This window comes from Streptomyces sp. NBC_01232, assembly GCF_035989885.1.
Lineage (GTDB): Bacteria > Actinomycetota > Actinomycetes > Streptomycetales > Streptomycetaceae > Streptomyces.
On record NZ_CP108518.1, the window covers coordinates 4,074,653 to 4,101,297 of the forward strand.

General features: G+C 72.1%; 27 protein-coding genes, 5 tRNA genes, 1 other RNA gene and 1 pseudogene. 22 read left to right on the forward strand and 12 right to left on the reverse strand.

What is annotated here, in order from left to right:
- Nucleotides 1-2 precede the first annotated feature (2 nt).
- The gene (gene purS / locus OG444_RS18750; protein ID WP_030009438.1) at nucleotides 3-248 is read right to left on the reverse strand and encodes a phosphoribosylformylglycinamidine synthase subunit PurS; all 246 of its coding nucleotides are present in this window, start codon (nucleotides 246-248) and stop codon (nucleotides 3-5) included.
- 327 nt (nucleotides 249-575) lie between these two features.
- Between purS and OG444_RS18755 the strand changes: the two genes are divergently transcribed.
- The 8 genes from OG444_RS18755 (at nucleotide 576) to OG444_RS18790 (ending at nucleotide 5,018) form a co-directional block, all read left to right on the forward strand.
- Nucleotides 576-893 carry a histone-like nucleoid-structuring protein Lsr2 gene (locus OG444_RS18755; RefSeq protein ID WP_327263256.1) on the forward strand — a complete coding sequence of 106 codons (318 nt, stop codon included), beginning with the start codon at nucleotides 576-578 and terminating at the stop codon, nucleotides 891-893.
- An 88-nt stretch (nucleotides 894-981) separates the two neighbouring features.
- Nucleotides 982-1,053 (forward strand) — tRNA-Gly (locus OG444_RS18760).
- Between the two features lie 74 nt (nucleotides 1,054-1,127).
- Nucleotides 1,128-1,200, forward strand: a tRNA-Gly gene (locus tag OG444_RS18765).
- Between the two features lie 143 nt (nucleotides 1,201-1,343).
- On the forward strand, nucleotides 1,344-2,288 hold the full coding sequence (locus OG444_RS18770; protein WP_327263257.1) for an ABC transporter ATP-binding protein: 945 nt from the start codon (nucleotides 1,344-1,346) through the stop codon (nucleotides 2,286-2,288).
- Complete coding sequence (locus OG444_RS18775; protein WP_327263258.1) at nucleotides 2,285-3,049, forward strand: ABC transporter permease; 765 nt, start codon at nucleotides 2,285-2,287, stop codon at nucleotides 3,047-3,049. Before OG444_RS18770 ends, OG444_RS18775 begins: the two co-directional genes overlap by 4 nt.
- Nucleotides 3,050-3,080: 31 nt before the next feature.
- The gene (locus tag OG444_RS18780; protein ID WP_327266847.1) at nucleotides 3,081-4,313 is read left to right on the forward strand and encodes a sensor histidine kinase; all 1,233 of its coding nucleotides are present in this window, start codon (nucleotides 3,081-3,083) and stop codon (nucleotides 4,311-4,313) included.
- The gene (locus OG444_RS18785) at nucleotides 4,310-4,921 is read left to right on the forward strand and encodes a response regulator transcription factor (RefSeq protein WP_327263259.1); all 612 of its coding nucleotides are present in this window, start codon (nucleotides 4,310-4,312) and stop codon (nucleotides 4,919-4,921) included. The genes OG444_RS18780 and OG444_RS18785 overlap by 4 nt, the downstream gene beginning before the upstream one ends.
- Before the next feature lie 24 nt (nucleotides 4,922-4,945).
- Nucleotides 4,946-5,018: transfer RNA gene (locus tag OG444_RS18790), tRNA-Gly, on the forward strand.
- Nucleotides 5,019-5,068: 50 nt separating this feature from the next.
- On the opposite strand, the gene OG444_RS18795 is transcribed toward OG444_RS18790, so the two are convergent.
- The 6 genes from OG444_RS18795 to ffs all read right to left on the reverse strand — a co-directional run bounded on the left by OG444_RS18795 (nucleotide 5,069) and on the right by ffs (nucleotide 13,610).
- Nucleotides 5,069-5,974 (reverse strand): phosphoribosylaminoimidazolesuccinocarboxamide synthase, encoded by a 906-nt coding sequence (locus OG444_RS18795; RefSeq protein WP_327263260.1) that lies wholly within the window; start codon nucleotides 5,972-5,974, stop codon nucleotides 5,069-5,071.
- Between the two features lie 99 nt (nucleotides 5,975-6,073).
- Nucleotides 6,074-7,561 (reverse strand): N,N-dimethylformamidase beta subunit family domain-containing protein, encoded by a 1,488-nt coding sequence (locus OG444_RS18800; RefSeq protein WP_327263261.1) that lies wholly within the window; start codon nucleotides 7,559-7,561, stop codon nucleotides 6,074-6,076.
- A gap of 239 nt (nucleotides 7,562-7,800) precedes the next feature.
- On the reverse strand, nucleotides 7,801-9,639 hold the full coding sequence (locus OG444_RS18805; RefSeq protein WP_327266848.1) for a hypothetical protein: 1,839 nt from the start codon (nucleotides 9,637-9,639) through the stop codon (nucleotides 7,801-7,803).
- 309 nt (nucleotides 9,640-9,948) lie between these two features.
- Nucleotides 9,949-11,202 carry a phosphoribosylamine--glycine ligase gene (gene purD, locus OG444_RS18810; RefSeq protein WP_327263262.1) on the reverse strand — a complete coding sequence of 418 codons (1,254 nt, stop codon included), beginning with the start codon at nucleotides 11,200-11,202 and terminating at the stop codon, nucleotides 9,949-9,951.
- A gap of 60 nt (nucleotides 11,203-11,262) precedes the next feature.
- Nucleotides 11,263-13,446, reverse strand: coding sequence for a DNA polymerase III subunit gamma and tau (locus OG444_RS18815; RefSeq protein ID WP_327263263.1), 2,184 nt, complete (start codon nucleotides 13,444-13,446; stop codon nucleotides 11,263-11,265).
- A 65-nt stretch (nucleotides 13,447-13,511) separates the two neighbouring features.
- An RNA gene (ffs, locus tag OG444_RS18820) (signal recognition particle sRNA small type) lies at nucleotides 13,512-13,610 on the reverse strand.
- 107 nt (nucleotides 13,611-13,717) lie between these two features.
- Here ffs and OG444_RS18825 point away from each other — a divergent pair.
- Nucleotides 13,718-13,805: transfer RNA gene (locus tag OG444_RS18825), tRNA-Ser, on the forward strand.
- Between the two features lie 200 nt (nucleotides 13,806-14,005).
- Nucleotides 14,006-14,230 (forward strand): annotated as a pseudogene (locus OG444_RS18830) (phosphorothioated DNA-binding restriction endonuclease); the annotation flags it as partial.
- A 64-nt stretch (nucleotides 14,231-14,294) separates the two neighbouring features.
- On the opposite strand, the gene OG444_RS18835 reads toward OG444_RS18830, so the two are convergent.
- Together OG444_RS18835 and OG444_RS18840 are read right to left on the reverse strand one after the other, a co-directional pair.
- Nucleotides 14,295-14,642 carry a DoxX family protein gene (locus tag OG444_RS18835; protein WP_327263264.1) on the reverse strand — a complete coding sequence of 116 codons (348 nt, stop codon included), beginning with the start codon at nucleotides 14,640-14,642 and terminating at the stop codon, nucleotides 14,295-14,297.
- Between the two features lie 166 nt (nucleotides 14,643-14,808).
- The gene (locus tag OG444_RS18840; RefSeq protein WP_327263265.1) at nucleotides 14,809-15,621 is read right to left on the reverse strand and encodes a VOC family protein; all 813 of its coding nucleotides are present in this window, start codon (nucleotides 15,619-15,621) and stop codon (nucleotides 14,809-14,811) included.
- Between the two features lie 112 nt (nucleotides 15,622-15,733).
- Here OG444_RS18840 and OG444_RS18845 point away from each other — a divergent pair, with 112 nt between their 5' ends.
- Both OG444_RS18845 and OG444_RS18850 read left to right on the forward strand, forming a co-directional pair.
- Nucleotides 15,734-16,336: an HhH-GPD-type base excision DNA repair protein gene (locus OG444_RS18845; RefSeq protein ID WP_327263266.1), complete on the forward strand. Its 603-nt coding sequence runs from the start codon at nucleotides 15,734-15,736 to the stop codon at nucleotides 16,334-16,336.
- A gap of 227 nt (nucleotides 16,337-16,563) precedes the next feature.
- Nucleotides 16,564-17,037, forward strand: coding sequence for a cupin domain-containing protein (locus OG444_RS18850; protein ID WP_327263267.1), 474 nt, complete (start codon nucleotides 16,564-16,566; stop codon nucleotides 17,035-17,037).
- On the opposite strand, the gene opcA is transcribed toward OG444_RS18850, so the two are convergent.
- A complete protein-coding gene (gene opcA, locus OG444_RS18855) occupies nucleotides 16,986-17,918 on the reverse strand; it encodes a glucose-6-phosphate dehydrogenase assembly protein OpcA (protein WP_327263268.1) in 933 nt (310 codons plus the stop codon). The genes OG444_RS18850 and opcA overlap by 52 nt on opposite strands.
- A gap of 21 nt (nucleotides 17,919-17,939) precedes the next feature.
- Nucleotides 17,940-19,550, reverse strand: a complete 1,611-nt coding sequence (locus tag OG444_RS18860; RefSeq protein ID WP_327263269.1) for a helicase HerA-like domain-containing protein — start codon at nucleotides 19,548-19,550, stop codon at nucleotides 17,940-17,942.
- Nucleotides 19,551-19,638: 88 nt separating this feature from the next.
- On the opposite strand from OG444_RS18860, the gene OG444_RS18865 reads away from it, so the two are divergent.
- Both OG444_RS18865 and OG444_RS18870 read left to right on the forward strand, forming a co-directional pair.
- Complete coding sequence (locus OG444_RS18865) at nucleotides 19,639-19,935, forward strand: type II toxin-antitoxin system VapB family antitoxin (RefSeq protein WP_030010424.1); 297 nt, start codon at nucleotides 19,639-19,641, stop codon at nucleotides 19,933-19,935.
- Nucleotides 19,936-20,027: 92 nt separating this feature from the next.
- Entirely contained in the window at nucleotides 20,028-20,699 is a 672-nt protein-coding gene (locus tag OG444_RS18870) for a LytR C-terminal domain-containing protein (RefSeq protein ID WP_327263270.1), read from the forward strand.
- Nucleotides 20,700-20,766: 67 nt separating this feature from the next.
- On the opposite strand, the gene upp is transcribed toward OG444_RS18870, so the two are convergent.
- The gene (gene upp, locus OG444_RS18875; RefSeq protein ID WP_030010426.1) at nucleotides 20,767-21,402 is read right to left on the reverse strand and encodes a uracil phosphoribosyltransferase; all 636 of its coding nucleotides are present in this window, start codon (nucleotides 21,400-21,402) and stop codon (nucleotides 20,767-20,769) included.
- A 164-nt stretch (nucleotides 21,403-21,566) separates the two neighbouring features.
- Here upp and OG444_RS18880 point away from each other — a divergent pair, with 164 nt between their 5' ends.
- The 8 genes from OG444_RS18880 (at nucleotide 21,567) to OG444_RS18915 (ending at nucleotide 26,572) form a co-directional block, all read left to right on the forward strand.
- Nucleotides 21,567-22,511 carry a universal stress protein gene (locus OG444_RS18880; RefSeq protein ID WP_327263271.1) on the forward strand — a complete coding sequence of 315 codons (945 nt, stop codon included), beginning with the start codon at nucleotides 21,567-21,569 and terminating at the stop codon, nucleotides 22,509-22,511.
- A gap of 83 nt (nucleotides 22,512-22,594) precedes the next feature.
- Nucleotides 22,595-22,774 carry a hypothetical protein gene (locus OG444_RS18885; RefSeq protein WP_327263272.1) on the forward strand — a complete coding sequence of 60 codons (180 nt, stop codon included), beginning with the start codon at nucleotides 22,595-22,597 and terminating at the stop codon, nucleotides 22,772-22,774.
- A 402-nt stretch (nucleotides 22,775-23,176) separates the two neighbouring features.
- Complete coding sequence (locus OG444_RS18890; protein ID WP_327266849.1) at nucleotides 23,177-23,725, forward strand: tRNA adenosine deaminase-associated protein; 549 nt, start codon at nucleotides 23,177-23,179, stop codon at nucleotides 23,723-23,725.
- Nucleotides 23,726-23,775: 50 nt separating this feature from the next.
- The gene (gene tadA, locus OG444_RS18895; RefSeq protein ID WP_327266850.1) at nucleotides 23,776-24,204 is read left to right on the forward strand and encodes a tRNA adenosine(34) deaminase TadA; all 429 of its coding nucleotides are present in this window, start codon (nucleotides 23,776-23,778) and stop codon (nucleotides 24,202-24,204) included.
- Between the two features lie 98 nt (nucleotides 24,205-24,302).
- Nucleotides 24,303-24,387 (forward strand) — tRNA-Ser (locus OG444_RS18900).
- A gap of 74 nt (nucleotides 24,388-24,461) precedes the next feature.
- Nucleotides 24,462-24,785: a hypothetical protein gene (locus OG444_RS18905; RefSeq protein ID WP_327263273.1), complete on the forward strand. Its 324-nt coding sequence runs from the start codon at nucleotides 24,462-24,464 to the stop codon at nucleotides 24,783-24,785.
- A 519-nt stretch (nucleotides 24,786-25,304) separates the two neighbouring features.
- A complete protein-coding gene (locus tag OG444_RS18910) occupies nucleotides 25,305-25,466 on the forward strand; it encodes a hypothetical protein (protein ID WP_184791566.1) in 162 nt (53 codons plus the stop codon).
- A gap of 251 nt (nucleotides 25,467-25,717) precedes the next feature.
- A complete protein-coding gene (locus OG444_RS18915) occupies nucleotides 25,718-26,572 on the forward strand; it encodes an RNA polymerase sigma factor SigF (protein WP_327263274.1) in 855 nt (284 codons plus the stop codon).
- The last annotated feature ends 73 nt before the right edge of the window (nucleotides 26,573-26,645 follow it).

The following is a 26,645-nucleotide window of genomic DNA, read 5'->3' on the forward strand; positions in this document are numbered from 1 at the left end:
CGTCAGGCCTCGACCTTCACGGTGAAGTCTTCGATGACGGTGTTGGCGAGGAACGTTTCGGCCATCTTGTGGATGCGGTCGAGGGCGGCCTGGTCGACCGGTCCCTCCACCTCGAGCTCGAAGCGCTTCCCCTGGCGGACGTCGGCGATCCCCTCGAAGCCCAGGCGCGGCAGTGCACGCTGCACCGCCTGGCCCTGGGGGTCGAGGATCTCCGGCTTGAGCATGACGTCGACTACGACGCGTGCCATCGGGCACTCCCGTGTGGTGGTTGGTGCGAAGGCGGTTCCATCAGCGTACCCGGCCAAAATTTCTACGCGGGTAGATATCCCGGGGCCGCGCTCACCGCGCCGTTTCGGCTTCACCAACGCTTCGCAAAATCCCCCGGAAAACCACGTGCCCGGCATTGCGGCGGGACACGCGGAGAGAATTAACTGGGCTTCGCAATGCAATGGGAATCGAGGTACAAAGGAATCACTCCGGATTCCGGATGAAAGTTGCATTGCCCCGAAACATCCACACAGGCGACATCACCGCACGTCAGCAGGTGGCGACGTCGCACGAAGGGACCGATATCCGTGGCGCAGCGCGTAGTAGTCACGCTCTCCGACGACATCGATGGCGGAGAAGCGGCGGAAACGGTCGTGTTCGCTCTCGACGGAAAGTCCTACGAGATCGACCTCAATGTGGCGAACGCAAAGAAACTGCGGAAGGGCCTGGCCCCCTTCGTGGCCGCCGGCCGCCGCCAGTCGCGCTCGGGGAAGGCGTACAAGCACACCTCCGTCGCCCCGGACCCGGCGGTCGTCCGCGCCTGGGCCCGGTCGAACCAGCACGAAGTGCCCCCGCGCGGCCGCATCCCGAAGAAGATCTACGAGGCCTACAACGCGGCCCACTGAGCGTCGATTTGCCATGCACCCCCATCCGTCGGCTAGTGTGTGGATCACGCCAAGGGGCCAGGCCGCAGGTCAAAGCCTCCGAGGTCGTGCGGGTGTAGTTCAGTAGCAGAACATCCCTCTTCCAGAGGGAAGGCGCAGTGTGCGATTCCTGTCACCCGCTCTGCATCACTTCCGGACCACTGCTGTGGATCGGGTAGAGTGATGCACGCATCGCCTCACGGCAATGCAGTGCATGCGGACGTAGCTCAGTTGGTAGAGCACCACCTTGCCAAGGTGGATGTCGCGCGTTCGAGTCGCGTCGTCCGCTCTGTATGCAGAAGGCCCCGGTCATTATGATCGGGGCCTTCTTCGTGTTCCCGTAGCCGGATACCCGCGGCCCCTGACAAATGTCATCCCCGGCGGTGACAGCGCGCACTGCCCGCCCGGCCCCGGCGCCGCGAGCCTTGAACCATGACTGACACCGTGATCGAAGCCGAGGGCCTGCGCCGCGGCTATGCAGGAGGGTTCGAGGCCGTACGGGGCGTCTCCTTCTCCGTGGCCCGGGGCGAGATCTTCGCCCTGCTCGGCACCAACGGCGCCGGCAAGACCTCCACCGTCGAACTGCTGGAGGGACTGGCCGCGCCGAGCGGGGGCCGGGTCCGCGTCTTCGGTCTCGATCCGTACACGCGGCGGGCCGAGGTCCGCCCGCGCACCGGAGTGATGCTCCAGGAGGGCGGCTTCCCCTCCGACCTGTCGGTGACCGAGACCGTCCGGATGTGGGGCGGGGTCACCACCGGCGCCCGCCCGGCGGCGGAGGTGCTGGAACTGGTCGGCCTGGCCGCGCGGTCCTCCGTACGCGTCAAGCAGCTGTCCGGCGGCGAACGGCGGCGACTGGACCTGGCACTGGCCCTGCTCGGCCGGCCCGAGGTGCTGTTCCTGGACGAACCGACCACCGGAATGGACCCGGAGGGGCGCCGGGACACCTGGGCTCTGGTCCGGGACCTGCGCGCGCAGGGCACCACGGTGCTGCTGACCACGCACTACCTGGAGGAGGCCGAGGAGCTCGCGGACCGCCTCGCGATCCTCCACGAGGGGGAACTCGTCCTGTCCGGCAGCCCGGCCGAGGTGACCGCGACGCGGCCCGCCCGGATCCGCTTCACCCTGCCGGCCGGGGTGCCCGCGGCCCGGCTCCCGCTGGCACTGCGCGCGGCGGCCTACGGGCAGCGCGTGGAGGTCCGTACCGAACAGCTCCAGGACGATCTGACCGAACTGCTGGGCTGGGCCCGGGAGCAGGGCGTGGAACTGATCGGGCTCGACGCCCGGTCCGCCTCCCTGGAGGAGGCCTTCCTGGAGATCGCGGAGAACCGCCGCAGCGCCGGCGGCCGCACCGAGGACACGAAGGCGGGGACCCGATGAACACGCTCACCCTGAACCCCGGCCGGCTCGCCGCGCTCGGCCGCTCGGAGCTCACCCTGCTGGTGCGCAACCGGGCCGCCCTCAGCGTGGCCGTGCTGATGCCCCTTCTGATGGTGTTCGTCCTGCGCTCCTCGCTCAGCGGGGTCGAGGGCGCCGAGGCCGTCGGAGAGGCCACCTTGACCGGCGGGATCGGCATGGTGCTGATCCTCGTCGTCCACATGAACCTGGTCTCCGCCTACGTCGCCCGGCGCGAGGAGCTCGTCCTCAAGCGGCTCCGCACCGGCGAGGCGAACGACTTGGAGATCCTGGCCGGAACCGCCCTGCCCGCCGCCGTCCTGGCCCTCGGGCAGATCGCCGTCCTGTCCGTCGGCGGCGCGATCGCCCTCGACGTGCGCATGCCGCGCAATCCGCTGCTGCTCGTGGCGGGCGTGCTGGCCGGCATCGTGCTGCTGGCCGGGCTCTCCGCCCTGACCAGCTCCTTCACCCGCACCGTGGAGACCGCGGGCATCACCACGCTGCCGCTGTTCCTGGCCACCGTGCTCGGCTCGGGGCTGTTCATGCCCACGGACTCGCTGCCGGACCTCGCGGCCTCGCTGTGCGAACTGCTGCCGCTGAGCGGGGTGATGTCCCTCGTGCGGGCCGGGTGGAGCGGCGGCTCGGCGGGCGGGGACCTGCTGGGGGCCGGGCTCAACACCTTGGCCTGGACCGTGATCACCGTGTTTGCTGTTCAGAGGTGGTTCCGGTGGGAACCGCGCCGGTAGGGCGAGTCGGGGGACGGGGACCGTGTCGAAGATGACGGGGTGGTGGAAGAACCGCAGCAGTGCGGGGAAGGTCGAGCTGTACACGCGGGGGTCGTTCCACCTCTTCGTGATCCTGGAGGTCCTGTCCTTCGCGCTGACCCCGCTGGCCGCCGCGGCCGCCGAGCAGAACTCAATCGTGGTGCCCACCTCGCTCTTCGTGATGATGTGCGCCCACGCGGCACTGTGCGGCGTGCTGGCCTCCAAGGCGCTGCACTGGGTGGTGGGGCGGCGCGAGCGCCCCACCCGGCTGGCGGTCGCCACCGCCCTCGCGACGGCGGCGTGCGTCCTGGCCGTCCTCGCGCTCCGGGCGATGGACCACATCACCCAGATGACCGTCGCACCGACGCTGGTGGCGGGACTGACCTGGTTCGCCTCCGGTTCGCTCGTCCTGTGCCTGAGGTCGGTGCGGCAGATGTGGTACATCGTGGCGGTCGCGGCGCCCGCCACGGGACTGGCCGCGATCGGCTTCGGCGTTCCGGTCGCAACCGCCTTCGGGTACGCCGTCGGCGTGCTGCTGGGCAGCCTGTTCTTCGGCGCCACCTGCGGGTTCTCCGCCTGGCTGCTGACGACCGTCTACGAGCTCGACCGCTCCCGCGAGGTCCAGTCCCGTCTCGCGGTGGCGGAGGAGCGGCTGCGGTTCGGCCGGGACCTGCACGACGTGATGGGCCGCAACCTGGCCGTGATCGCCCTCAAGAGCGAGCTCGCCGTCCAGCTGGCCCGGCGCGAACGCCCGGAGGCGGTGGAGCAGATGATCGAGGTGCAGCGAATAGCGCAGGAGTCCCAGCGAGAAGTACGGGACGTGGTGCGCGGCTATCGGCAGGCGGACCTGGCGGTGGAGCTGGAGGGCGCGCGCGGAGTGCTGCGAGCGGCCGGAATGGACTGCCGGGTCGACTTCCGGACCGACCGGGAGCTGAACCCCGACGTCCAGTCGGCGCTCGGCTGGGTGGTGCGCGAGGCCACGACGAACGTGCTGCGGCACGGGGACGCGCAGCGCTGCCGGATCAGGCTGACCGCGCCGGACGCCGGCCCGGTGACGCTGGTGGTGGAGAACGACGGGGCACCGGAGGCCCCGGCCGGGCCCCCGGGCTCGGGGCTGGCCGGGCTGCGGGAACGACTCGCGGCCCTGGACGGGACGTTGCAGGCGGGCCTGGTCGGCGACGGCCGGTTCCGGCTGCGGGCGGAGATCCCGGACCGACGACTGCAAGAACTGGAGGTACCGGCGTGAGCCCCGTACGCGTACTGCTCGCCGATGACGAGCATCTGATCCGGGGCGCCTTGGCGGCGCTGCTGGCGCTGGAGGACGACCTAGTCGTCGTCGCGGAGGCGGCCTCGGGTCCCGAGGCGCTGGCGATGGCACGGGCGCACCGGCCGGACGTGGCGGTGCTGGACCTGCAGATGCCGGGGGCGGACGGTGTGAGTGTCGCCACATCCCTGCGGGCCGAGCTGCCGGGCTGCCGAACCATGATCGTGACCAGTCACGGCCGTCCGGGGCACCTGAAGAGGGCCCTGGCGGCGGGAGTGCGGGCCTTCGCCCCCAAGACCGTCTCGGCGCAGCGGCTGGCCGAGCTGATCCGTACCGTGCACGCCGGAGGGCGTTATGTGGACCCGGAGTTGGCTGCCGACGCGATCAGCGCGGGGGACTCGCCACTGACCGCGCGGGAGGCGGAGGTGCTCGAACTCGCGGCGGACGGGGCACCGATCGCGGAGATCGCCGAGCGGGCGTCGCTGTCGCAGGGGACGGTGCGGAACTACCTGTCGTCGGCGGCGACGAAGCTGGGTGCGGAGAACCGGCACACGGCAGTGCGTCTCGCACGCGAGCGGGGTTGGGTATAGTAGTTCTCGCGTTACGGCGCACCTGCGGACATAGCTCAGTTGGTAGAGCACCACCTTGCCAAGGTGGATGTCGCGCGTTCGAGTCGCGTTGTCCGCTCTGTAACGAAGAAGCCCCCCGGTCCTCGGACCGGGGGGCTTCTCTCGTTCCTACGACCAGGACTGGCCGGTCAGGCGCTCGAAGGCCTCGATGTACTTGGCACTGGTCCGGGCGACGACCTCGTCCGGGAGGGCCGGCGGCGGGAGCTCGCCCTTGCGGTCCCAGCCGGAGGCCGGGGAAGACAGCCAGTCGCGGACGTACTGCTTGTCGAAGGAGGGCTGCGAGCGGCCCGGCTCCCACTGGTCGGCCGGCCAGAAGCGCGAGGAGTCCGGGGTCAGCACCTCGTCGGCGGCGACGAGGGTGCCGTCCTTCGGGTCGAAACCGAACTCGAACTTGGTGTCGGCCAGGATGATCCCGCGCTCACGGGCGATGTCCCGGGCGCGGCCGTAGACGGCGAGGGTGGTCTGGCGCAGCAGCGCCGCCGTCTCGGGGCCGGTGGTGCGCGCGACCTCCTCGTAGGAGACGTTCTCGTCGTGCTCGCCGACGGCGGCCTTGGCGGCCGGGGTGAAGATCGGGGCGGGCAGCTCGGAGCCGTCCACGAGGCCCTCGGGGAGGCCGAGCCCGCAGACCGTACGGGTCTCGTTGTACTCGGCGAGGCCGGAACCGGCGAGGTAGCCGCGGGCCACGCACTCCACCGGGACCATGTCGAGGTTGCGGCAGATCAGGGTGCGGCCGGCCCAGTCGGCGGGGGCGCCGGCGGGCAGGTCGGTGGAGATGACGTGGTTCGGAACGAGGTCCGCGAGCTGGTCGAACCACCACAGGGAGAGCTGGGTCAGGACGCGGCCCTTGTCCGGGATCTCGGTGGGCAGCACCCAGTCGAAGGCGGACATGCGGTCGCTGGCGACCATGACGAGGCGGTCTTGCTCGTCGCGGTAGAGGTCGCGCACCTTGCCGGTGTGGAGGTGGACGAGGCCCGGAACCTGAACCGGCTCGGGCTTTTCGACGAATCCGGACACGGGGTCTCCCTGTGGTTCTGTATGAAGCGCACCCCGATTCTCGCGCACCTGTGTCCCCTCCTGCGGACAGGGGTGGGTCGGTCGCGGGTCGGTCCTAGGTCAGTCGCGCTTGCAGATCCGGTCGAGGAGATTGGCCGTGGCCCGCTGCACCCGCTCGTCCACGTGCCCGGGGCGGTCCAGGGCCGGGGACCACGCGAACGTGCCGGAGGCGAAGACCAGCGCGCCGCTCGGCGCCCGGTAGAGGGAGGTCTCCTGGTGGCGACGGTGGCCCTCGCTGTCGAGGTACGGGGAGTGCGCCAGCAGGATCCGGTCGTCGTGCTCGGGCAGCTGGGTGCGCGGGAAGTAGCGGTCGGCCTCGCCGGCGACCAGGCCGGGCAGCTCGTCGTTCTCGCCGGCGCCGGTGGAGTCCCAGAGCCAGTGCGTGGCGTTGCGCACGATCAGGGGGGCGGGTTCGGGGACCCGCCCGGCGTACTGGATGCCGAGCAGCTGCTGCTCCGGGCGGTCGACCTCGCGCCAGAGGCTGGGGCGGCCCGGGCCGCGCCGTTTTCGGCAGGTCAGGAGCCGGTCGTCGACCCCGGAGGGGGACGGGCCCAGCTCGACCTGCCAGTACATGGTGTTGGCGGAGAGGAAGACGAGCGAGGTGCCGTGGCGGCGGGCGCGCTCGACGGTGCGGCGCATGGGGGCGGACCAGTACTCGTCGTGGCCGGGGAAGACCAGGCCGCGGTAGCGGGTGGGGTCGACGCGGCCGGCGTGCAGGTCGCGGGTGTCGGCGTAGGCGATGTCGTAGCCGTAGCGCTCGGCCCAGCGGATGAAGTCGTAGGCGTGGCCGACGTGCAGGGGCAGGCCCGCGCCGGCGTAGGGGCGGTCGAAGGAAACGGTGACGGCCGCGTCCTGCTCGCCGAGCAGCCGGCCGTCCTCGTCCCAGGCGTGGTAGAGGCTGGCACCGCTGCGGCCGTCCTCCGGATAGAGGTTGTAGGCCTGCCAGGTGATGTCGGGGAGCAGGAGCAGGAGGTCGGCGGGGTGGTCGTCGCGGACCGTGAAGGGGATGTGGGAGCGGTAGCCGTCGGCGGTGGTGAGCACGGCGACGTACGCGCCGACACTCCAGTAGGAGGGCACCTGGAGGCGCCAGGACAGCCACCAGTGGTGGCAGGAGACCGTGCGGTCGGCGGCGAGCGGGGCCGGCTGGACGATGCCGGAGAGACGGGGACTGGTGGTGATCTTGGAGGCTCCGTCGCCGCCGTAGTGGCCGATCCGGTACACGTCGACGGAGAACTGCTGGGGCGGGTCGACGGTGATGTGGAAGTCGATGGCCTCGCCGGGGGCCACCCCGCCGGTCGAGGCGAAGCCCTTGATCTGGCGGTGCACGTCGTCGGCGGTGCGGGGCCCGCCGTTGCCGCGGGCGCGCGGGATCTGGCCGGTTCCGGCCGCCGCGGCGGCCGGGTCCACGTACCAGGGCACGACCTGGCCGGTGTCGTCGAAGTAGAGCTCACTGCCCCGGAACCAGGGCAGGGGGCCCTGTCCGAAGGGGTCGGTCACCGCGTGCGCGAGCGCACCTGACTCCCAACGCCGGATCTGGTCCGCACCCATGACCGCTCCCCTCCCTCGCTCCCCCGAACGGGCGTACATCGCCTCGGAGCACGGCTCACGGCTGAGCTGAGACGGCGTTTTCCGGCACCCGCTTCAGGTCGTCCAGCCGCGACCGGTCCCAGCACATCACATAACGCACGCAGTCCGTCACTGTTCGTCGCGAATTGACGGGACCGGAACATTCACGTCCGGTTGTCCGTGCGAGCCGTCACCCTCCCGAAGGGTCGCCCGGGCCCGCGTCAGACCAGGCGTACCGGCTTCTCCGGGCGGACACCGAGGGCCGAGAGCCAGTCCCGCAGCGGCTCCGGGTTCCCCTCCTCGACCAGGCACAGCACTCGGGGGGCCAGGTCGGAGCGGCGGTCGCCGCCCACCAGCAGGACCGGCCCGTCGAGCCAGTCCAGCCCGGGGGTGGCCCCGGCCGAGTCCACGGCCGCGCAGCACACCATGGCCGTGACGTGGTCGGCCAAGAGGTCCCGGCCGGTGCGCGGCGGCTGGAGCGGGAACAGCGGAACGGCGTCCGCGCCGCGGGCCTTCCCCGCTCCGGCGGCGGGTCCGGCGGCCCGCTCCTCGCGGGCCAGTTCACCACTGAGCCGGCCGGCCAGTGCCTCGCCCGCCGCGCCCTCGCCGCCGAGGTCCGTGAGGTAGCCCAGGACCCGCTCCAGCGTGGGTCCGGCGAAGCCGTCGGCGGTGGGCGCCGGGGAGTCGGCGGCCGCGAGCGTGGCGGGGCCGGCCGCTCCGGCGGATCCGGATCCGGAGGCACCCGGGGCGCCTGGCCGTGCGGTGGCCCCGGCGGGCTTGTTCTGAGCACCTGAGGCGGTCGGCGTGCTGGAGGTGATTGAGGTGCTGGAGGTGTTCGAGGTGCCCGGAGTGGCCGGAATGGCGGATCCGGAAGGGCCGGCGGGCAGCCCCGCCGGGACGGCCAGGGCGTCCAGTGCCGCGTGCAGGCGGCCCGCCTCCGTCCGCCACTTGCGGTCCACGACCTCCTCCGGATACGCCGTCCAGTCGACCGGCGACCAGTCCGGCCCGGCCTCGGCCGGACCGCCGTGGAAGAGCCGCGCAGCCAGCAGCGACGTCGCCTCGTCGATCAGCCCGGGCTGCTCCAGCAGGTCACAGGCCGGGCGCTCGCCGAGCCGCGAGGTGAACCCCTCGGCCAGCCGGTCCCGCCGGGACAGCTCGGTCAGCGCGGAGACCACCCCGGCGTCGAGGTGCGCGGGCCAGCGGCCCATCCGCCAGGCGGGCAGCGCGACCCGGGTCAGCAGCCGGTCCCAGCCCGCATAGGCGAGGCCGACCTGCTCCTGGGCGACGATGCGCAGCCCGTAGTCCACACCCTGTGCACGATCCGAGGCGGCCGCGGCCACCCCGCGCTCCATCTCGGCGGCGTCCGTCCGGCACAGCCGCAGCAGCAGCCGGGCCGGCGCGGCGATCCAGCCGAGGCCGCGCCTGCTGCCCACGTCCACGGCCGCGTCCAGGCCCCGTACAAAGCCTCGCGCGTCGGCTATGTCCGGGTGCGCGGAAGGTCCCGTACCGGCGACGACGGGCGCGAGGACCGCCCGTAGCTCCGCGACGCGCATCCACCACAGGAACGGCGAGCCGATCACCAGCACGGGGGCGGCGCCCGGCTCGGACTCCGGCCCGACGGGTCCGGCCGTACCGGCGGACGCGCGGGCGGCGCCGCGGCGGTGGGCCGCATGCGTGCGGTCCTCCAGCCAGCTGTCGCAGTCCGGGGTGAGGGCTATCGCCGAGGGCGGCGGCACGTCCATCCGGTCGGCCAGGTCCCGCACCAGCCGGTAGAGATCGGGCGCGGCGGCCTCCGAGAGCGGGACCGTCGGCGTCACGGCGGGGCTCGCCCGCAGCACCACGGCGGCGAACGCGCCGCCGACGAGGAGCACCAGGGCGGCGACCACGCAGACGACGAGGGTCACCGCGGGCCAGGGGTCACCGGCCAGCCGGCCCGTCATCCGGGCGGCGACCAGCACCACCGCGAGGGCGGCGGGCAGCAGCCCGACGGCCAAGGCCCTGCTGCGCACGCGCAGCACGGCCAGAGCGCGGGAACGCGCGGACGGCACGCCTGCTTCCATGATCGAACCGGTTCCGGACACGGCCGGACCTCACCCCCTCTGCCCTGCGGCGACGTTGCTCACTCCCCCACTGTGACACCCGCCACCGACATCGCAATGCCGGTGGGCCAAGTGCCGGAATGCTTGGCATCGCACCCTAGTTGGGGCACGCTCGGGCGTCAGGCAGACCGGGTGACGATCACCCGATGGAATGGCTTTGGGTAAAGGTGGATGCGTTCGAACGCGGCCGGATGCAGACGCACGCGAACGCGCCCGCGGGCCCGGCCGCACGAGGTGCGCACCGGGCCCGCGGGTCTGTGAAGCCGCTGGTCAGCGGCCCCCGGCCGCCTTGGCCGCAATATCCGTACGGTGCTGCGAGCCGTCGAGACGGATGCGCGCCACCGCCTTATACGCCTTCGCGCGGGCCTGCGCCAGATCGGAACCGGTCGCCGTCACCGACAGCACGCGGCCGCCCGCGCTGACCACCGTGTTGCCCTCGCGCCGGGTGCCGGCGTGCAGCACGTAGGCATCGGGCTCGTCCTCGGCGGCCACGTCGATCAGACCCTCGATCGGGTCCCCGGTGCGGGGGGTCTCGGGGTAGTTGTGGGAGGCGATGACCACCGTGACGGCCGCGTCCTCGCGCCAGACGAGCGGGGGCAGCGCGTCCAGGGTGCCGTTGGCGGAAGCCAGCAGCACGCCCGCGAGCGGGGTGCGCAGCCGGGCCAGGACCACTTGGGTCTCGGGGTCGCCGAAGCGGGCGTTGAACTCGATGACCCGGGTGCCGCGGCCGGTGATCGCGAGGCCGGCGTAGAGCAGCCCGGAGAAGGGGGTGCCGCGGCGGCGGAGCTCGTCGACGGTCGGCTGGAGGACCAGCTCCATGACCTCGTCGACCAGCTTCGGGTCGGCCCAGGGCAGCGGGGAGTACGCGCCCATGCCGCCGGTGTTGGGGCCCTCGTCGCCGTCCAGCGCGCGCTTGAAGTCCTGCGCCGGCTGGAGCGGGACCACGGTGACGCCGTCGGTGATGGCGAAGAGGGAGACCTCGGGACCGTCGAGGTACTCCTCGATGACCACGCGGTCGCAGCTGAGCGCGTGCGCGCGGGCGACCGCCAGGTCCTCGGTGACCACGACGCCCTTGCCGGCCGCGAGGCCGTCGTCCTTGACGACGTACGGGGCGCCGAAGGCGTCGAGGGCCTCGTCCACCTCCTCGGGGGTGGTGCAGACGTAGCTGCGCGCGGTCGGGACCCCGGCCGCGGCCATCACGTCCTTGGCGAAGGCCTTGGAGCCTTCGAGCTGCGCCGCTTCGGCCGAGGGGCCGAAGACGGGGATGCCGGCCGCGCGGACGGCGTCGGCGACGCCCGCGACCAGCGGGGCCTCCGGGCCGACGACCACGAGGTCGGCGCCGAGTTCGGTGGCGAGTCGGGCGACGGCTTCACCGTCGAGGGCGTCGACCGGGCGCAGCGTGGCCACGTCGGCGATGCCGGCATTGCCGGGAGCGCAGTACAGCGCGGAGACGGCGGAGTCGAGGGACAGAGAGCGGCACAGGGCATGTTCGCGGGCGCCGCCGCCGATGACGAGGACCTTCACGCTGCTCAGCCTAGCCGGGACGGCGCGGTCGGCTTCGTGCGGCCACCCAATCAGGACCGACTACTCATTTGTGTATTCCTCCACAACGGTGGCTCCGAGCTCGCGCACGATCAGGTCGTGTCCGGTGAGGGCGCTGTCGACGAGGTCGGGATCGTCGTCCTCCGCGAAGTCGTCCTCGGGGGCGACCGGCGGGGGTGCCTGCTGTACGGGGGGCTGCGGGGCGGGAGCCGACTGCTGGGGCTGCTGCGGCGGCGCGTACTGCTGGGCGGGCGGCGCCTGCGGGGCGGAGGACTGCTGCTGTTGCTGCTGTTGCTGCGCGGGCGGCGGGCTGTAGGCGGGGGCGGGCGCGGCCGGGGCGCCGTACGAAGAGGTCTGGATCGGGGCCGGGGATCCGCCGCCGATGACAGCCTCGATCTTCCAGTTGACCTGGAACTGCTCGGCCAGGACCGCCTTCAGCACGTCTTCGCTGCCGCTGCTGGCGAAGTTGTCGCGGGCTCCGACATTGGGGAAGCCGAGCTGGAGGGTGGTCCCGTCGAAGCCGGTGACCTGGGCGTTCTGGCTGAGCAGGATCCAGGTGAAGCGGCGGCGGTTCTTGACGGCCTCCAGGACGCCGGGCCACATCGCCTGCACCTGCCCGGCTCCGGCGGCCATGCCGGGGGAGGGGGCGGGGGCTGCGGGGGCCTGCGCGGGCGCGGCGGCCGGCGCGGCCGGCGCGGGGGCGGACGCGGGTGCGGAGGCGCTGGGCCAGGCTCCGGCGGCAGGGGCCGCGGGGGCCTGCGCGGGCGCCGGAGCCGCCGAGGCTCCCGGCCAGGCGCCAGGGGCGCCGCTCCCGGGCTGCGCGGCCCCGGGCCAGGCGCCGGGCGCGGGAGCCGCGGCGGCGGGCGCCGGGGCGGAAGCGGCGGGGACGGGCGCAGGAGCGGGCACCGGGGCGGCCTGCACCGGCTCGGGCGCCTGCACCGGCGCGGCGGCACGCACGGCGGCGACACCGCCGCCGGGACCGGCGGGGGCCATGGGATGCGCCTCGGGCCCGGGCACGTACCCCAGGGCGGGCCCCGCGACCGGCGGCGCGGCGAAGGCCGCGGCGGCGCCGCTGCGCTCCAGCCGGTCGAGCCGGGCCTGGAAGGACCGCTCGTCGTCGAAGGCGGCGGGCAGCAGCACGCGGGCGCAGATCAGCTCCAGCTGCAGCCGCGGCGAGGTCGCGCCCCGCATCTCGGTGAGCCCGGTGTTGACCAGATCGGCGGCGCGCGACAGCTCGGCCGCCCCGAACACGGACGCCTGGGCCTGCATCCGCTCCACGACGTCGGCGGGGGCGTCGATCAGCCCCTTCTCCCCGGCGTCCGGCACGGCGGCCAGGATCACCAGGTCGCGCAGCCGCTCCAGCAGGTCGGCGACGAACCGGCGCGGATCGTTGCCGCCCTCCACGACGCGGTCGACGACCTCGAAGGCCGCGGCCCCGTCCCCGGAGGCGAAGGCGTCGATGACGGAATCGAGCAGGGACCCCTCGGTATAGCCGAGCAGGGACGTGGCCATGGCGTACGTCACACCGGCGTCGGTGGCGCCGGCGAGCAGCTGGTCCATGACGGACATGGAGTCACGCACGGAGCCGGCGCCGGCGCGCACGACGAGCGGCAGCACGCCGTCCTCGATGCTGGCGCCCTCGCGGCCGCAGACCTCGCCGAGGTAATCGCGCAGGGTGCCGGGCGGGACCAGCCGGAAGGGGTAGTGGTGCGTGCGGGACCGGATGGTCCCGATCACCTTCTCCGGCTCCGTGGTGGCGAAGATGAACTTGAGGTGCTCCGGCGGCTCCTCGACCACCTTCAGCAGGGCGTTGAAGCCCGCCGAGGTGACCATGTGCGCCTCGTCGATGATGTAGATCTTGTAGCGGCTGGAGGCCGGCCCGAAGAAGGCCTTCTCGCGCAGGTCACGGGCGTCGTCCACACCACCGTGCGAGGCGGCGTCGATCTCGATGACGTCGATGGACCCCGGCCCGTTCCTGGCCAGGTCCCGGCAGGACTGGCACTCCCCGCAGGGGGTGGGAGTGGGACCCTGCTCACAGTTCAGACACCGGGCGAGGATGCGCGCGCTGGTGGTCTTGCCGCAGCCACGCGGCCCGCTGAACAGGTACGCGTGATTGACCCGGTTGTTCCGCAGGGCCTGCATCAGCGGTGCAGTGACATGCTCCTGCCCGATGACCTCGGCGAACGACTCGGGGCGATAGCGGCGGTACAGCGCAAGGGACGACACGTATACGAGGTTATCCGGGCCCACCGACATCAGCGGCCCGCCGATGCCTCCACAGGGCGCCCGGAACGCAAAGCGCCCCCCACGCACCCGCCAGAGCCCACTTACCCTTGCTGCCTTCCGGCCCTGGGGGAGTTGGGTGAGATAGCGCCACGTGAGGGGCTGGCCCCACCCTAGCGGATGGAGGGCCCAGGAATCGAGCCGGACCCCGACCTGCCCTCCGCCCGACGATCACGTTCGCGAGCACCCCTCAACGTCTTGTATTGTTTGCGGCGGAGGATTCGCCTAGTGGCCTAGGGCGCACGCTTGGAAAGCGTGTTGGGGGCAACCCCTCACGAGTTCGAATCTCGTATCCTCCGCCAGTGCCTCACCGGGCACGATGTCGAAGAGCCCCACCGCTTGCGGTGGGGCTCTTCGCGTTCTCCGTCCCGGTTTCCGGAACGTGCCCAAGCGACCGCCGAGGACGACTCCTCCGTCATCCATCGATCTCCGTGCAGAGCACCGGGTGGAAGAACGGTCCTCGTGGATGTCCCCACCCGAATCCCGGCCGGGTTCCGGGCCGGTCGGGCGCAGCCCCGCGGCCCGTGAACACGTCATAGCGCTCGCGGGCCGCCCGGTCATCGGCCCGCAGCCGGGCGTCCGACCCGTGGCGACGCACCACCGCTCCTGGCACACCGCCCAGGTCTTCCACGGCACTCCGCGCCCCGGCACCGGTCTTCCCCGAAGCCGATCCCGCAGGGACTCGGGCAACCACCCGCAGGTCGGCCCTCGTACTCCCACGGGTTGAGCAAGACGGCGCCGGTCCGGGCCGCGCGCCCCGAGCAGCAGGAACCTTCGGGGGGCGGGGCTTCTCAGCCGTGGAAGCCGAGGGCCAGGGCGACGACCGCCGGGGCCGCGTAGATCACCGGGAAGGCGACGTGGGCGTAGGACTTCGCCCGGAGCACCGTGATCACGGCCCCCGCGAAGTACAGGGCGATCCCGACCGCCGCGGCGATGCCGGCCGCCGGTACGAAGAGGCCCGCCGCCAGGCCCGCCGCGCCCGCGGCCTTGGCGACGCCGAGCCAGGTCCACCAGGAGCGCGGAACCCCGTACTCGGTCAGCGGCTCGACGACCCACGCGGCCCCGAGGAACACCGAGACGGCCGAGAAGCCGACCATGACGGCGCCGATCAGTGCGAAAACAACGGCAGTGGTGGACATCCGGCACTCCCCTCGGGCGGGCGCCGGTGCGGACTCGCTCCGGTCGGTTTCCCGCCTGCTTCACTCCACTGACCCGCCCCGCCCCACCCGTGTGACAGCCCGGGCGAAAAAGATTCCGCCCGGGCTCAGGGTCCGGTCCGAGGTGGGGGAGGGCGCGGGCCCGGTGTCAGCCGAAGGTCGGCATCTCACCCACCGTTGTCGACAAGTCGATCACAGCGAAGGCGGCGCCCTGCGGGTCGGTGACCGCCGCGAACCGGCCGAAGGGGCTGTCCATCGGGCCGAAGTGCAGCTTCCCGCCGTGCTTCTGCGTCTTGGACACCGCCTCGTCGCAGTCCGGCACGCCGAAGTAGATCTGGACGTACGACGGGATCTCGGGCGGGAACTCGTCGCCCATGCTCATCCGGCCAAGGACCGGCGTCCCGCCGCCGCCGACGCTGAACACCTTGAAGTCCATGTCGGCCGTATGGGGGTCGTCGCCCGCGTCCATCTGCTGGGCGCTGTAAGGGAAGACCTTCGGCAGGAACCCGTCGGCCTTGGCCGGCTCGCGGGTGAAGACCTCCGCCCACGCGTACGAGCCCGGCTCGCCCATCTTCTCGAAGCCCTTGTGCTCGCCCGGCTGCCAGACGCCGAAGACCGCGCCACTGGGCTCCTTCGCGATCAGCATCGTGCCGAAGGCGCCCACCTGCATCGGGCCCATCAGGACCTCGCCGCCGTTCGCCGTCACCTTCTCGGCGGTGGCCGCCGCGTCGGGCGATGCGAAGTAGAGGCACCACTGCGAGGGCGCGTCGGCCCCCGGCATCGGCGGGACGACGGCCGCGACGGCCTTGCCGTCGGAGTAGGCCTGCGTGTAGTTGCCGTACTCGCTGCTGGCCTCGCCGAAGGTCCAGCCCAGCACGTCCGCGTAGAAGGTCTTGGCCCCTTCCACGTCGGCGAACATCGCGTCCACCCAGCACGGAGCGCCTTCGGAGAACTCAGACATGATCGATCGACTCCTCGTCTCGTACCTGTCGTCGTCGTAGACGGTCGTACTCACGCTAGGCGCGCGGTGCGGCGACCGCGCGGGGAGCGCCCCCGCGCGGGACGCTGGAGCCATGGACAAGGACATCACCATCCGGCTGGCACAGCAGCCGGAGGCGGACGCGCTGCTCGGCCGGAGCCCGCTCGCCGCGCTCGTCGGAATGCTGCTGGACCAGCAGGTGCCCATGGAGTGGGCGTTCTCGGGGCCCTGGACGATCGCCCAGCGGCTGGGCGCCGACGATCTCGACGCGCACACCATCGCCGCGTACGACCCGGAGGCCTTCGCCGCCCTGCTCTCCGAGAAGCCGGCCGTCCACCGGTATCCGGGGTCGATGGCGACGCGGATCCAGCAGCTGTGCGCGTACCTCGTCGAGCACTACGGCGGGGACGCGGAGGCGGTCTGGGCCGATGCCGGGACGGGGCAGGAACTGCTGAAGCGGCTCAAGGCGCTGCCGGGCTTCGGGGAGCAGAAGGCGCAGATCTTCCTGGCCCTGCTGGGCAAGCGGTTCGGCGTGCGCCCGACGGGCTGGCGGGAGGCCGCGGGCGGCTACGGCCCGGCGAACGTCTACCGTTCGGCGGCCGACATCACGGGCCCGGAGTCCCTGGCGAAGGTGCGGGCGCACAAGCAGGAGATGAAGGCCGCCGCGAAGGCCGCCAAGGCCGCGGGCGGCGCCTGACAGCCGGCCCCCGGCCCGCCTACGGCCGCAACCCGCCCGGCCCTGCTCAGCCATCCGCCCCGGTCCTGCCTCGGGATCCCCCCGCCCCCGCTGCCGGATTCGCCCCGCCCCTGCTCCGGTATCCGTTCCGGTCCTGCTCAGCCCGTGGGGCGGGCCGGAATTGACCGGCACCACCGGGTCCTGATTGACCCCCGATTCCGGTCGATCATGCCCGTAGATTGGTGGACATGACAGAGATCGCGACCCGCGCCGCCACCGCCGAAGCCATTTACGACGCCCCGGGCAGCCTCATCACCCTGCTCACCGACACCGCCGAGCTCACCTGCAACACCGCCACCTTCGACGAGGGCGCGGCGGGTGCCCCGGTGCACTTCCACACCAAGGCCACCGAGTTCTTCCACGTCACCGCCGGAAAGCTCGACATCCTCGTCGACGACGAGATCCACACCCTGGGCGCCGGCGACTTCATCGCCGTCCCGCCGGGCGTCAAGCACGCCTTCGCCCCCGCGGCCGGCCACACCGCCGCCGTGTTCGTCGGCTTCACCCCGGGCATGGGCCGGTTCGACTACTACCGGCTCCTCGGCCGGGTCAACGCGGGCGAGGCCACCGTGCAGGACATCAAGGACAGCTCGGCGACCTACGACAACCACTACGCGGAGAGCCCCGTCTGGAGCGGCCGCCGCCGCAGCGCGGAGCCGTAGACCACGTCCGCGTCGAGGCGGCGCAGTTCCTCCGCGATCAGTTCCGCGCCGCTGCGGATCTTCAGTGCCACCTTGCGGTCCGGGCTCCCCGGCAGGCTCAGGGTGGCGAGCACGCCCGCGGGCCGGTCCACCCGTATCTCCCCGCCCGTCGTGTGCAGGGTGACCCTGGTGATCACCGGGCCCTCGCTCGCCACCCGGGCCACCATCACCCCCAGCCGGTCCTCCAGCCAGCGCGCCAGCAGCTCCGCGCTCGCGTTGTCCGGCTCGCTCTCGACCGTCGCCCCCGTGACCGGCAGCGGCTTCTGGTCCAGGGCTGCGGCCAGCAGCGACCGCCACGACGTGATCCGCGTCCAGGCCAGGTCGGTGTCGCCGGGCTGGTAGCCGGTGGCCCGCTGGTCGAGCACCCCGACCGTGTCGAAGGCGGCCGCCGCGTCCGTGATCCGGCGCTGCGCGAGCGCGCCCAGCGGGTCACCCGCCAGGTCGGTGGGGGCGTCGGCCGGCCACCAGGCCACCACGGGCGCGTCCGGCAGGAGCAACGGCAGGACGACCGAGCCGGCGTGCTCGGTCAGCGCCCCGTGCAGGCGCAGCAGCACGATCTCCCCGGTGCCGGCGTCCGAGCCGACCCGCAGTTCTGCGTCGACGCGGTTCGCGCGGAGCTTGAGCGGGCCGCGCGAGGTCCGCTTGATGACCGCGATGATGCGGCAAGGGTGCTCGCGGGAGGCCTCGGAGGCCGCGCGCACGGCGTCGTAGGCGTTCTCCTCGTCGGTGACGATCACAAGGGTCAGCACCAGCCCCATGGTCGGGCTGCCTATCGCCCGGCGGGCTTCGAGCAGGGCCCGGTTGACCTTGCTGGACGTGGTGTCGGTGAGTTCGGTCCGCATGGGCCAGAGTCTGTCACCGCGTCACCGCCGCTTGCGCGCCGTACCGAAGATCGAGCGGGAGATCTCCCTCCCGAGTTGAGTGCCGATCGAGCGGGCCAGGGAGCGGAACAGTCCGCTCCCCACCACCTGCTCGGCCAGCGAGGGATCCGGCTTCGGGGCACTGCGCGCGGTGCGCGCGGCTTCCTTCTCCGCCGCCGCGGCCTGCTTCTCGGCCTCGGCAGCAGCCGCGGCGGCCTCCGCCTGCGCCTCCGCGGCGGCCTGTTCGGCGCTGATCCTCTCGTACGCCGACTCGCGGTCGACCGGCTCCGCGTAGCGCGACCAGAGCAGCGAGGACTTCACGGCCCGCTCCAGGTCCGCCGCCTCGATCGGCCCCATCAGCGACTGCGGGGCGCGCAGCCGGGTCGCCGCGACCGGGGTCGGGGCGCCCTTCTCGCTCAGCACGGTGATGACCGCCTCGCCGGTCCCCAACTGCGTGAGCAGCTCCTCCAGGTCGTACGCGGAGTTGGGGAAGGTCTTCACGGTCGCCTTCAGCGCCTTGGCGTCGTCGGGAGTGAAGGCGCGCAGCGCGTGCTGCACCCGGTTGCCGAGCTGGGCGAGCACGTCCGCCGGCACGTCCTTGGGGGTCTGGGTGACGAAGAAGACGCCGACGCCCTTGGAGCGGATGAGCCGGACCGTCTGGGTGATGGCCGCGAGGAAGGCCTTCGAGGCGTCCTTGAAGAGCAGGTGCGCCTCGTCGAAGAAGAAGACGAGCTTGGGCTTCTCCAGGTCGCCGACCTCCGGCAGGTCGTTGTAGAGGTCGGCCAGCAGCCACATCAGGAAGGTGGAAAAGAGCTGCGGCTTGTCCGAGGCCGCCGGGAGTTCCAGTACGGAGACCAGCCCGCGCCCGTCCGCGGCCGTACGCAGGAACTCACCGGTGTCGAACTCGGGCTCGCCGAAGAACTCCGAAGCGCCCTGCTGCTCGAAGGCGGTCAGCGCCCGCAGGATCACCCCGGCGGTCACGGTGGACAGCCCGCCGATCCCCTTCAGTTCGGGCTTGCCCCGGTCGGAGACGAGGAAGGCGACGACCGCGCGCAGGTCCTTGAGGTCGATCAGCTCCAGGCCCTTGGTGTCGGCGTAGTGGAAGATCAGGCCGAGGGACTGCTCCTGCGTCTGGTTGAGCTGGAGGACCTTCGACAGCAGTACCGGGCCGAAACTGGTGACCGTGGAGCGGACCGGGATCCCGGGGCCGATCCCGCCCAGCGAGTAGAACTCGCACGGGTATCCGGTGGGCTTCCACGGCTGGGCCACGTCCCGGGCCCGTTCGTCGATCCTCCCGTCGGCCGTTCCGGGGGCCGAGATCCCCGAGATGTCCCCCTTGATGTCGGCGAGGAAGACGGGGACCCCGCCCGCCGACAGCTGTTCGGCGATGAGCTGGAGCGTCTTGGTCTTGCCGGTTCCGGTGGCTCCGGCGACCAGTCCGTGGCGGTTCAGCATCGCCAGGGGGATGCGGATCTGACGGTCGGGCAGGCACGCGCCGTCCCAGAGGAGGGCCCCGAGGTCGAGCGCGGGTCCGGTGAACGCGTACCCGGCGGCGATCTGTCCGGCCGGGCCGCTCTGGTCCGCCGGAACGGCGGGGTCGGTGCTCTCGCTCATGCATCACTCCCCAATTGGCACTGTTCGCCACTTTTGCACCACCGCCGCGAGGCTGCGCCCGCACGCACCGGCCCGGTAGGCTTTCCGTGTGATCTTCAAGCGCATCGGAAGCGGACGGCCCTACCCCGACCACGGCAGGGAAACCACCCGGCAGTGGGCGGACGTCGCGCCGCGCCCGGTCCGGCTCGACCAGCTCGTGACGACCAAGGGCCAGCTGGACCTCGAAACGCTGCTCGCCGAGGACTCCACCTTCTACGGCGACCTGTTCGCGCACGTCGTGAAGTGGCGGGGCGACCTCTACTTGGAGGACGGGCTGCACCGCGCCGTGCGCGCCGCCCTGCAGCAGCGCCAGGTGCTCCACGCGCGCGTCCTCGAGATGGACTGACGCTTCGCGTAGATTGCGCCTTTCGGGTCACCATTGACCTATCAGCAGATCATTTAGTAGGCATCGACACCGGGCCGCACTACGCTGCGCCCATGAGCATGCTCACTCCCCCCGGCATGGGCGGAAAGTACCGCGTCACGGGGACCGCCTATCCCCGTATGAGCCGTAAGCGGAGTCGTTCACGGATCGTCCTCGCCGTGCTCGGCTCGATCCTGGCGCTGGCCCTGGTCGGCTACGGGGCCCTGCAGCTCATCGACGTGTTCCGGGGCGACAGCCCCAAGCGGAACACGGCTGCGGGTGCCAAGGACTGCCCGACGACGCCTCCCGGAACCGCGGCCAAGGGCGGCCCCGCCGCCGCCTCCACCGCCTCGGCCGCCGCGAAACCGGCGGTCGTGCTCCCCCCGCCGGGGGAGATCACGGTCAACGTCTACAACGCGACTCCGCGTGCGGGTCTGGCCAAGGCCGTCGGTGACGAGCTGGCGAAACGCGGCTTCGTGATCGGCAACGTGGGCAACGCCCCGGCCACCTTCGACAAGCAGGTCCCCGGCACGGGGATACTGCTGGGCTCCCCCACGACCGACAAGGCCGTCTTCTCGGTCCTGGGCACCCAGCTCGCCGGCACCACCCAGCAGACCGACACCCGCGAGAGCGCGGACGTCGACCTGATCCTGGGCGACGCCTTCAAGGAGCTGAGTACGAAGGAGGACGCGGACAAGGCGCTGGCCCTCCTGGCCAACCCCCTGCCCGCGCCCAAGAACTGCTGACGCGCCGTACGGCCGTACGGTCCGCCGTACGGCTCGTACGGCCCGTACGGTCCGTCGTAGGGCTCTGCTACTCGGCCGAGCCGTACATCCGGTCGCCCGCGTCACCCAGGCCCGGCACGATGTAGCCGTGCTCGTTGAGCCGCTCGTCCACCGCGGCCGTCACCACCGTCACCGGCGTGCCCGCCAGCTCGCGCTCCATGATCTCGACGCCCTCGGGCGCGGCCAGCAGCACCACGGCCGTGACGTCGTCGGCGCCGCGCTTGATCAGTTCCTGGATCGCCGCGACCAGCGTGCCGCCGGTGGCGAGCATCGGGTCGACGACGTAGACCTGGCGGCCCGAGAGGTCCTCCGGCATGCGCGTCGCGTACGTGGAGGCCTCCAGGGTCTCCTCGTTGCGGACCATGCCCAGGAAGCCCACCTCGGCGGTCGGCAGCAGGCGCACCATGCCGTCGAGCATGCCGAGGCCGGCACGCAGGATCGGGACGACCAGCGGGCGCGGGTGCGAGAGCTTCACGCCGGTGGTCGGGGCGACCGGGGTCTCGATGTCGGCCTGCTCCGTGCGCACGTCCCGGGTGGCCTCGTACGCGAGCAGGGTCACCAGCTCGTCGGCGAGCCGCCGGAAGGTGGCGGAGTCGGTGCGCTTGTCGCGCAGGGTGGTGAGTTTGTGCGCCACCAAGGGGTGATCGACGACCTGCAAACGCACAACATCCTCCAAAACTCAGCCTGCGACCTGCAAAAACGGTCGCACGACGCGACCTGCACCCAAAAGGCTACGCGCTGACGCGGCCCGTTCGCGTCCCCAGCGACGGCCGCGCCCGCCGCTTCCCTGCGGATGCGACCCGCGCGGACGCCCAGCAGGCTGGACAGATGAGCAACACACCGGTGATCGCGGCCGTCGACGGATCGGACCACAGCCTCAGGGCCCTGGAGTGGGCGCGGGCCGAGGCCGTCCGGCACGGCAGCGGGCTGCTGGTCGCCCATGTACTGCCCGACCACGCCCAGTTGTATGCCGGGCGCCGGGCATCGCTGCACGACTCCTCGCAGCCCGCGGAATTCGCCGACCCCGTCCGCGACTGGATCCTGGCCCTGCTCGGCGACGGCTCCCGGCTGCCCGAAGGGGTCACGTACGAGGCCCTGGAGGGCTCCGTCCCCGAGGCCCTGCGGGTGATCGGGTCCCAGGCCCGGGTCCTGGTGATGGGCTCCCGGGGCCGCGGCGGCTTCGCCAGCCTGCTGCTCGGCTCGAGCAGCCGCGCCGTGGCGAGCACGGCCGCCTGCCCGGTGGTCGTGGTCCCGCACGCGGAGCGCAGCGCCGAGGCCGACGCCGACGCGCAGCAGTCGGCCGGGCGGGTGGTGCTCGGGCTGCACGCCGCCGAGACCCCCGACGACGTACTGGCCTTCGCGTTCACCGAAGCGGCCGTGCGGGGGACCACCGTCCAGGTGGTCTCCGCGTACGCCATCCCGCCCTCGCCGACCCTGATGATCGACAGCCCCTTCGCGGTGATCCCGCCGGAAGGACTGGCCGACGGAGGGGACGGCGTACCGGCCGAACGGGAGATGCTGCGGTCCCAGACGGAGCGGCTGGCACCGCTGCGCGAGCGGTTTCCGGACGTCCCGGTCGAGCAGGCCGCCGTGCCCGGGGACCCGGCGGGCCGGCTGGTCACCGCCTCCCGGGCGGCGGCACTCGTCGTGGTGGGCCGCCACCATCCCCGGCGCACCGCGATGTCGCTGCCGATCGGCTCGGTGGCCCACGCCGTACTGCACCACGCGCACGGTCCGGTGGCCGTGGTCCCGACCCTCAAGGACGACTCCTGACCTGCGGCGGGTGGCATCAAACGGCCCGTCCGGGGGAAGGTGGGTGCAGGGGGGACGACCGGACCAGCCCAGGGTGGTGGCCGATGCCCGACACGCAGCCGAACGACGATGCGCCGGAGACCGCGGCGCAGCGCCGAGCACGCCGCGCGCAGTTCCTGCGCGACCTGATGGAGGCGCGCGAGCTGCGCGATCGCGTCCAGCCCCGCCGCGCCCGGGCGGCCCGAATGCGCCAGCAGATGCGCATGCGCACCTTCCGCTGGTGATCGCCCGGTTGCCGTCCGGCAATCCCCGGTGAGCCGGAGCATTCCGGCCCCGCGGGCCGGATCCGGCCCGGCAGGCGTGTGCGGCGCGGCCGCCGGCCCCCGTCGCCCCCGGCCCCGGCACGCCGCGACACGACGGCGACACGACGACGACACGTCCGGGCCGCACCATCCGCCCCACAGCCCTCGCCACGGCCCCGCCGCCCCCGCGCCGCAACCCCGCACGGCCCCTGCCGGGGTACGGCGCGGCACGACGCAAGCGCGGAAGACCTCTCGCAAAGCCGCTGTTTCTGCCACGATGCCGATTGGGCGGGGTACGGGCGGCGAGCAGCACGGCCGCTTTGCCCCAACCTCCGGCCGGGGGGACCTCCAACCGGCATGTCTAAGACCAGTGGGAGAGTCACGGTGTATTTCGCCGCACTGCTCGCGCGCACCGAAGACGGGTGGGAAGCGAGCGACATGGAACTCGACGACGTCGAGTCCCTCAGTGATCTGATCGATCTCGCCCGGTCCGCCGCTGTCGACGACGACACGGTGGTCGCCCTCATCGAGCAGGAGGACGCCTGGTTCGGCGTCGTCCGCGTGGACGGCGAGGAGGACCCGCGGTACTTCGTGTCGAACGCCTCCGCGGCCGCCCGCAGCTCCTACGGCTCGATGCTGACCAAAGAGCTGCTGGGCAGCGACGAGGAGGACGACGAACTCGACGAACTGGACCTGGACGGCACCGAGGACGGCGAGGAGGATGCCGTCGCCGCGTTCACGGACGAGGACGCCGATGAGGACGAGACGGGCGGGACCGGTGCGGAGCCGGTACCGGCCGGTCCGCTCGGTGACCCCCTGCTGCTGGACGACCTCGGGGTGACCAACAAACAACTGATGACCCTGGACGGGGACGCACTCTCGGAGATCGCCGATTCCCTCGGCGCCACCGAGGTCCTGGAGGCCGTCCGCTAGTGCTCCCTGCGAACACCGACGATCCCGTACGGGACCCGTGGCGGGACTCCATGCGCCTGGCGCTCCAGGAGGCCGCCCGGGCGGTGCCGGCCGGCGATGTGCCGGTCGGCGCCGTCGTGCTGGGCCCGGACGGGAAGGTCCTCGCCACCGGGTACAACGAACGCGAGGCGACCGGCGACCCCACGGCGCACGCAGAGGTGCTGGCATTGCGCCGGGCGGCCGCCGAGCTCGGGGAGTGGCGGCTTCCGGGGTGCACCCTCGTGGTGACCCTGGAGCCGTGCGTGATGTGCGCGGGCGCGCTCGTGCAGTCCCGCGTCGCCCGGGTCGTCTACGGCGCGGACGACGAGAAGGCGGGCGCCGCGGGGTCGCTGTGGGACCTCGTACGGGACCGCAGGCTCAACCACCGCCCCGAGGTGGTCCGCGGCGTCCTCGCGGACGACTGCGCACGGCAGCTGACGGACTTCTTCCGCCACCTCTGAGCCGGAGCGGGCCGGAAAAAGGCCTGCGTACGGCCGCTGCGACGCCACCGGACCCACCGATTTCGGCGGATGGGGGTCCTTAGGCTAGGATCCATCTCGGTAGTGTGTCCGAGTGGCCGAAGGAGCTCGCCTCGAAAGCGAGTATGGGGCAACCCATCGGGGGTTCAAATCCCTCCACTACCGCTTCGACCGAGAGCCCCGCCCCGCAAGGGTCGGGGCTCTCGGCGTATTCCGATCGCCTCTCCGGAGGACCCCGCGTGACCGCCCGCCCCCTCGGCCGTTGTCACGGCATGACCAAGACCCAGCGCATGCTCGCCGCCATCGCCCTCGCGGGGGCCGCCGCGGGCCTCGCCGCACCCGCCGCCTCGGCCGCCCCGATCTCCCCCCTCACCCTTCCGGACCTGCCGGCCGCCGCCCCGGGGATGCCGGCCGGGGCCCAGCCCGCATCCGTCCAGGAGATCGGGTCGCAGCTCAGCGCCGGTGCGAACCAGCTCAACGCACTGATGGAGCTGCCCAACCACCTGGCCCCGGTCATCGCACCCGTACAGCCGCTCACGGACCTGGCCGGCGGCCTCGAGTAGCTCGCGCAGCTCCCGAGCGCTCCGTCTTCCCGTCTTCCCGTCTTCCCGTCTCTCCGGCTGCTCCCCGGCTGCTCCCCGGCTCCCCGGCTCTCCTTCGAGGCTCCCGAGCTCCCGAGCTCCCGCAGGTCCGGGCGCTCCCGCAGGCCCGGGCGCTCCGGGCCGGTGCGGGGCAACGCGAAGAAGGCCCCGACCGGGGTCGGGGCCCTCGACGGCCGGGACGGGGGAAGCGGCATCGGGGGGACAAGGCCGCTTCCCCCGATGAGGACGGACCGCCGGTCCGGGCCGCGGTCAGGGGGAAGCTCGCGGCCCGGACCCCGCAGAGAGGCCCTGTCCCTCACCCACCGGTTTCCTGCCAGAACCGGTGGGCTCACACCAATCCTGCGGCCACCGCACCCGCCCGCCCCACGGCAAAGGGCCCGGAAGACCGGGCCATTGGTCCTTAAAGGACAGGTGAGTGCCCAATCCTGACCGGTTAGACTCACCCGACTTGCAAGGACCGGTTGGGGAGGCCGCCCGCACGTGGACACCAAGAAGCTCATCACGGGTGCCCTCACCGTGTTCGTCCTCTTCGTGATCATCACCCAGCCGAAGAGAGCGGCCGAGATCGTGGAAATAGGCTTCCAGGGGATATCGGATGCCGCCTCCGGCATCGGCGAGTTCATGACCGAACTGGTGCGCTGACCCGTACGCTGAAGCGGTTCCCGGACTTCCGGCCCCCCATCCGACGGGTGGGGGGCTTTTTGCATACCCACCACCAGGCACAATGCCCCGATATGCCCAACTTGCCCTCAACACGGCGATATACGGTGCTTGCACACAGTGCACATCTCTTGTGATGCTATGACCGCTTTTGATGGAGAGTTGACTGAAGGGGTGGCGTGACCGTGCCGGCCAGTACTGCACCTCAAGTGCCACCCCAGCAGGACCCCCAGGTGCCCCTCCAGTCGGAGCCCCAGCGGGAACACCGCCAGGAGCCCCTCCAGGAGCCGCCCGAGGAGCCCCCGGTCGCGCCGAGACCCCCGAGCAGGGGCGCGGACACCCGGGCCCTCACCCAGGTCCTCTTCGGCCAGCTGAAGGGCCTGGAACCGGGCACCAGCGAGCACAGCCGGGTGCGCGGGGCCCTCATCGAGGCCAACCTCCCGCTCGTCCGGTACGCGGCCGCCCGCTTCCGCAGCCGCAACGAGCCGATGGAGGACGTGGTCCAGGTCGGCACCATCGGCCTGATCAACGCCATCGACCGGTTCGACCCGGACCGCGGCGTGCAGTTCCCGACCTTCGCGATGCCGACCGTCGTGGGCGAGATCAAACGGTACTTCCGCGACAACGTCCGCACCGTCCACGTGCCGCGCCGCCTCCACGAGCTGTGGGTCCAGGTCAACGCCGCCACCGAGGACCTCACGACCCTCCACGGCCGCACCCCGACCACCGCCGAGATCGCCGAACGGCTGCGCATCTCCGAGGACGAGGTGCTGTCCTGCATCGAGGCCGGGCGCAGCTACCACGCGACCTCCCTGGAGGCCGCCCAGGAGGGCGACGGCATGCCCGGACTGCTGGACCGCCTCGGCTACGAGGACCCGGAACTGGCCGGCGTCGAGCACCGCGACCTCGTCCGCCACCTCCTCGTCCAGCTGCCCGAACGCGAGCAACGGATCCTGCTCCTGCGGTACTACAACAATCTGACGCAGTCCCAGATCAGCGTGGAACTCGGCGTCTCCCAGATGCACGTCTCCCGCCTCCTCGCCCGGAGCTTCGCCCGACTGAGATCCGCAAACAGGATCGAGGCGTAACCGGAACGAGTGGAGATCATTCACACGTTTCCCGACAGATCGGGCTGATCGCCCTCTGACCTCGTCTGTCGCT

Bases quoted from the DNA above. Each gene is read 5' to 3' on its own strand.
- OG444_RS18880 (WP_327263271.1), top strand. From the start codon at position 21,567: ATGAGCAACACACCGGTGATCGCGGCCGTCGACGGATCGGACCACAGC.
- OG444_RS18850 (WP_327263267.1), top strand. From the start codon at position 16,564: ATGACAGAGATCGCGACCCGCGCCGCCACCGCCGAAGCCATTTACGAC.
- OG444_RS18770 (WP_327263257.1), top strand. From the start codon at position 1,344: ATGACTGACACCGTGATCGAAGCCGAGGGCCTGCGCCGCGGCTATGCA.
- OG444_RS18800 (WP_327263261.1), bottom strand. From the start codon at position 7,561: ATGGGTGCGGACCAGATCCGGCGTTGGGAGTCAGGTGCGCTCGCGCAC.
- OG444_RS18780 (WP_327266847.1), top strand. From the start codon at position 3,081: ATGACGGGGTGGTGGAAGAACCGCAGCAGTGCGGGGAAGGTCGAGCTG.
- OG444_RS18870 (WP_327263270.1), top strand. From the start codon at position 20,028: ATGAGCATGCTCACTCCCCCCGGCATGGGCGGAAAGTACCGCGTCACG.
- OG444_RS18805 (WP_327266848.1), bottom strand. From the start codon at position 9,639: ATGGAAGCAGGCGTGCCGTCCGCGCGTTCCCGCGCTCTGGCCGTGCTG.
- OG444_RS18860 (WP_327263269.1), bottom strand. From the start codon at position 19,550: ATGAGCGAGAGCACCGACCCCGCCGTTCCGGCGGACCAGAGCGGCCCG.
- OG444_RS18835 (WP_327263264.1), bottom strand. From the start codon at position 14,642: ATGTCCACCACTGCCGTTGTTTTCGCACTGATCGGCGCCGTCATGGTC.
- opcA (WP_327263268.1), bottom strand. From the start codon at position 17,918: ATGCGGACCGAACTCACCGACACCACGTCCAGCAAGGTCAACCGGGCC.
- OG444_RS18885 (WP_327263272.1), top strand. From the start codon at position 22,595: ATGCCCGACACGCAGCCGAACGACGATGCGCCGGAGACCGCGGCGCAG.
- OG444_RS18840 (WP_327263265.1), bottom strand. From the start codon at position 15,621: ATGTCTGAGTTCTCCGAAGGCGCTCCGTGCTGGGTGGACGCGATGTTC.
- tadA (WP_327266850.1), top strand. From the start codon at position 23,776: ATGCGCCTGGCGCTCCAGGAGGCCGCCCGGGCGGTGCCGGCCGGCGAT.
- OG444_RS18775 (WP_327263258.1), top strand. From the start codon at position 2,285: ATGAACACGCTCACCCTGAACCCCGGCCGGCTCGCCGCGCTCGGCCGC.
- OG444_RS18845 (WP_327263266.1), top strand. From the start codon at position 15,734: ATGGACAAGGACATCACCATCCGGCTGGCACAGCAGCCGGAGGCGGAC.
- purS (WP_030009438.1), bottom strand. From the start codon at position 248: ATGGCACGCGTCGTAGTCGACGTCATGCTCAAGCCGGAGATCCTCGAC.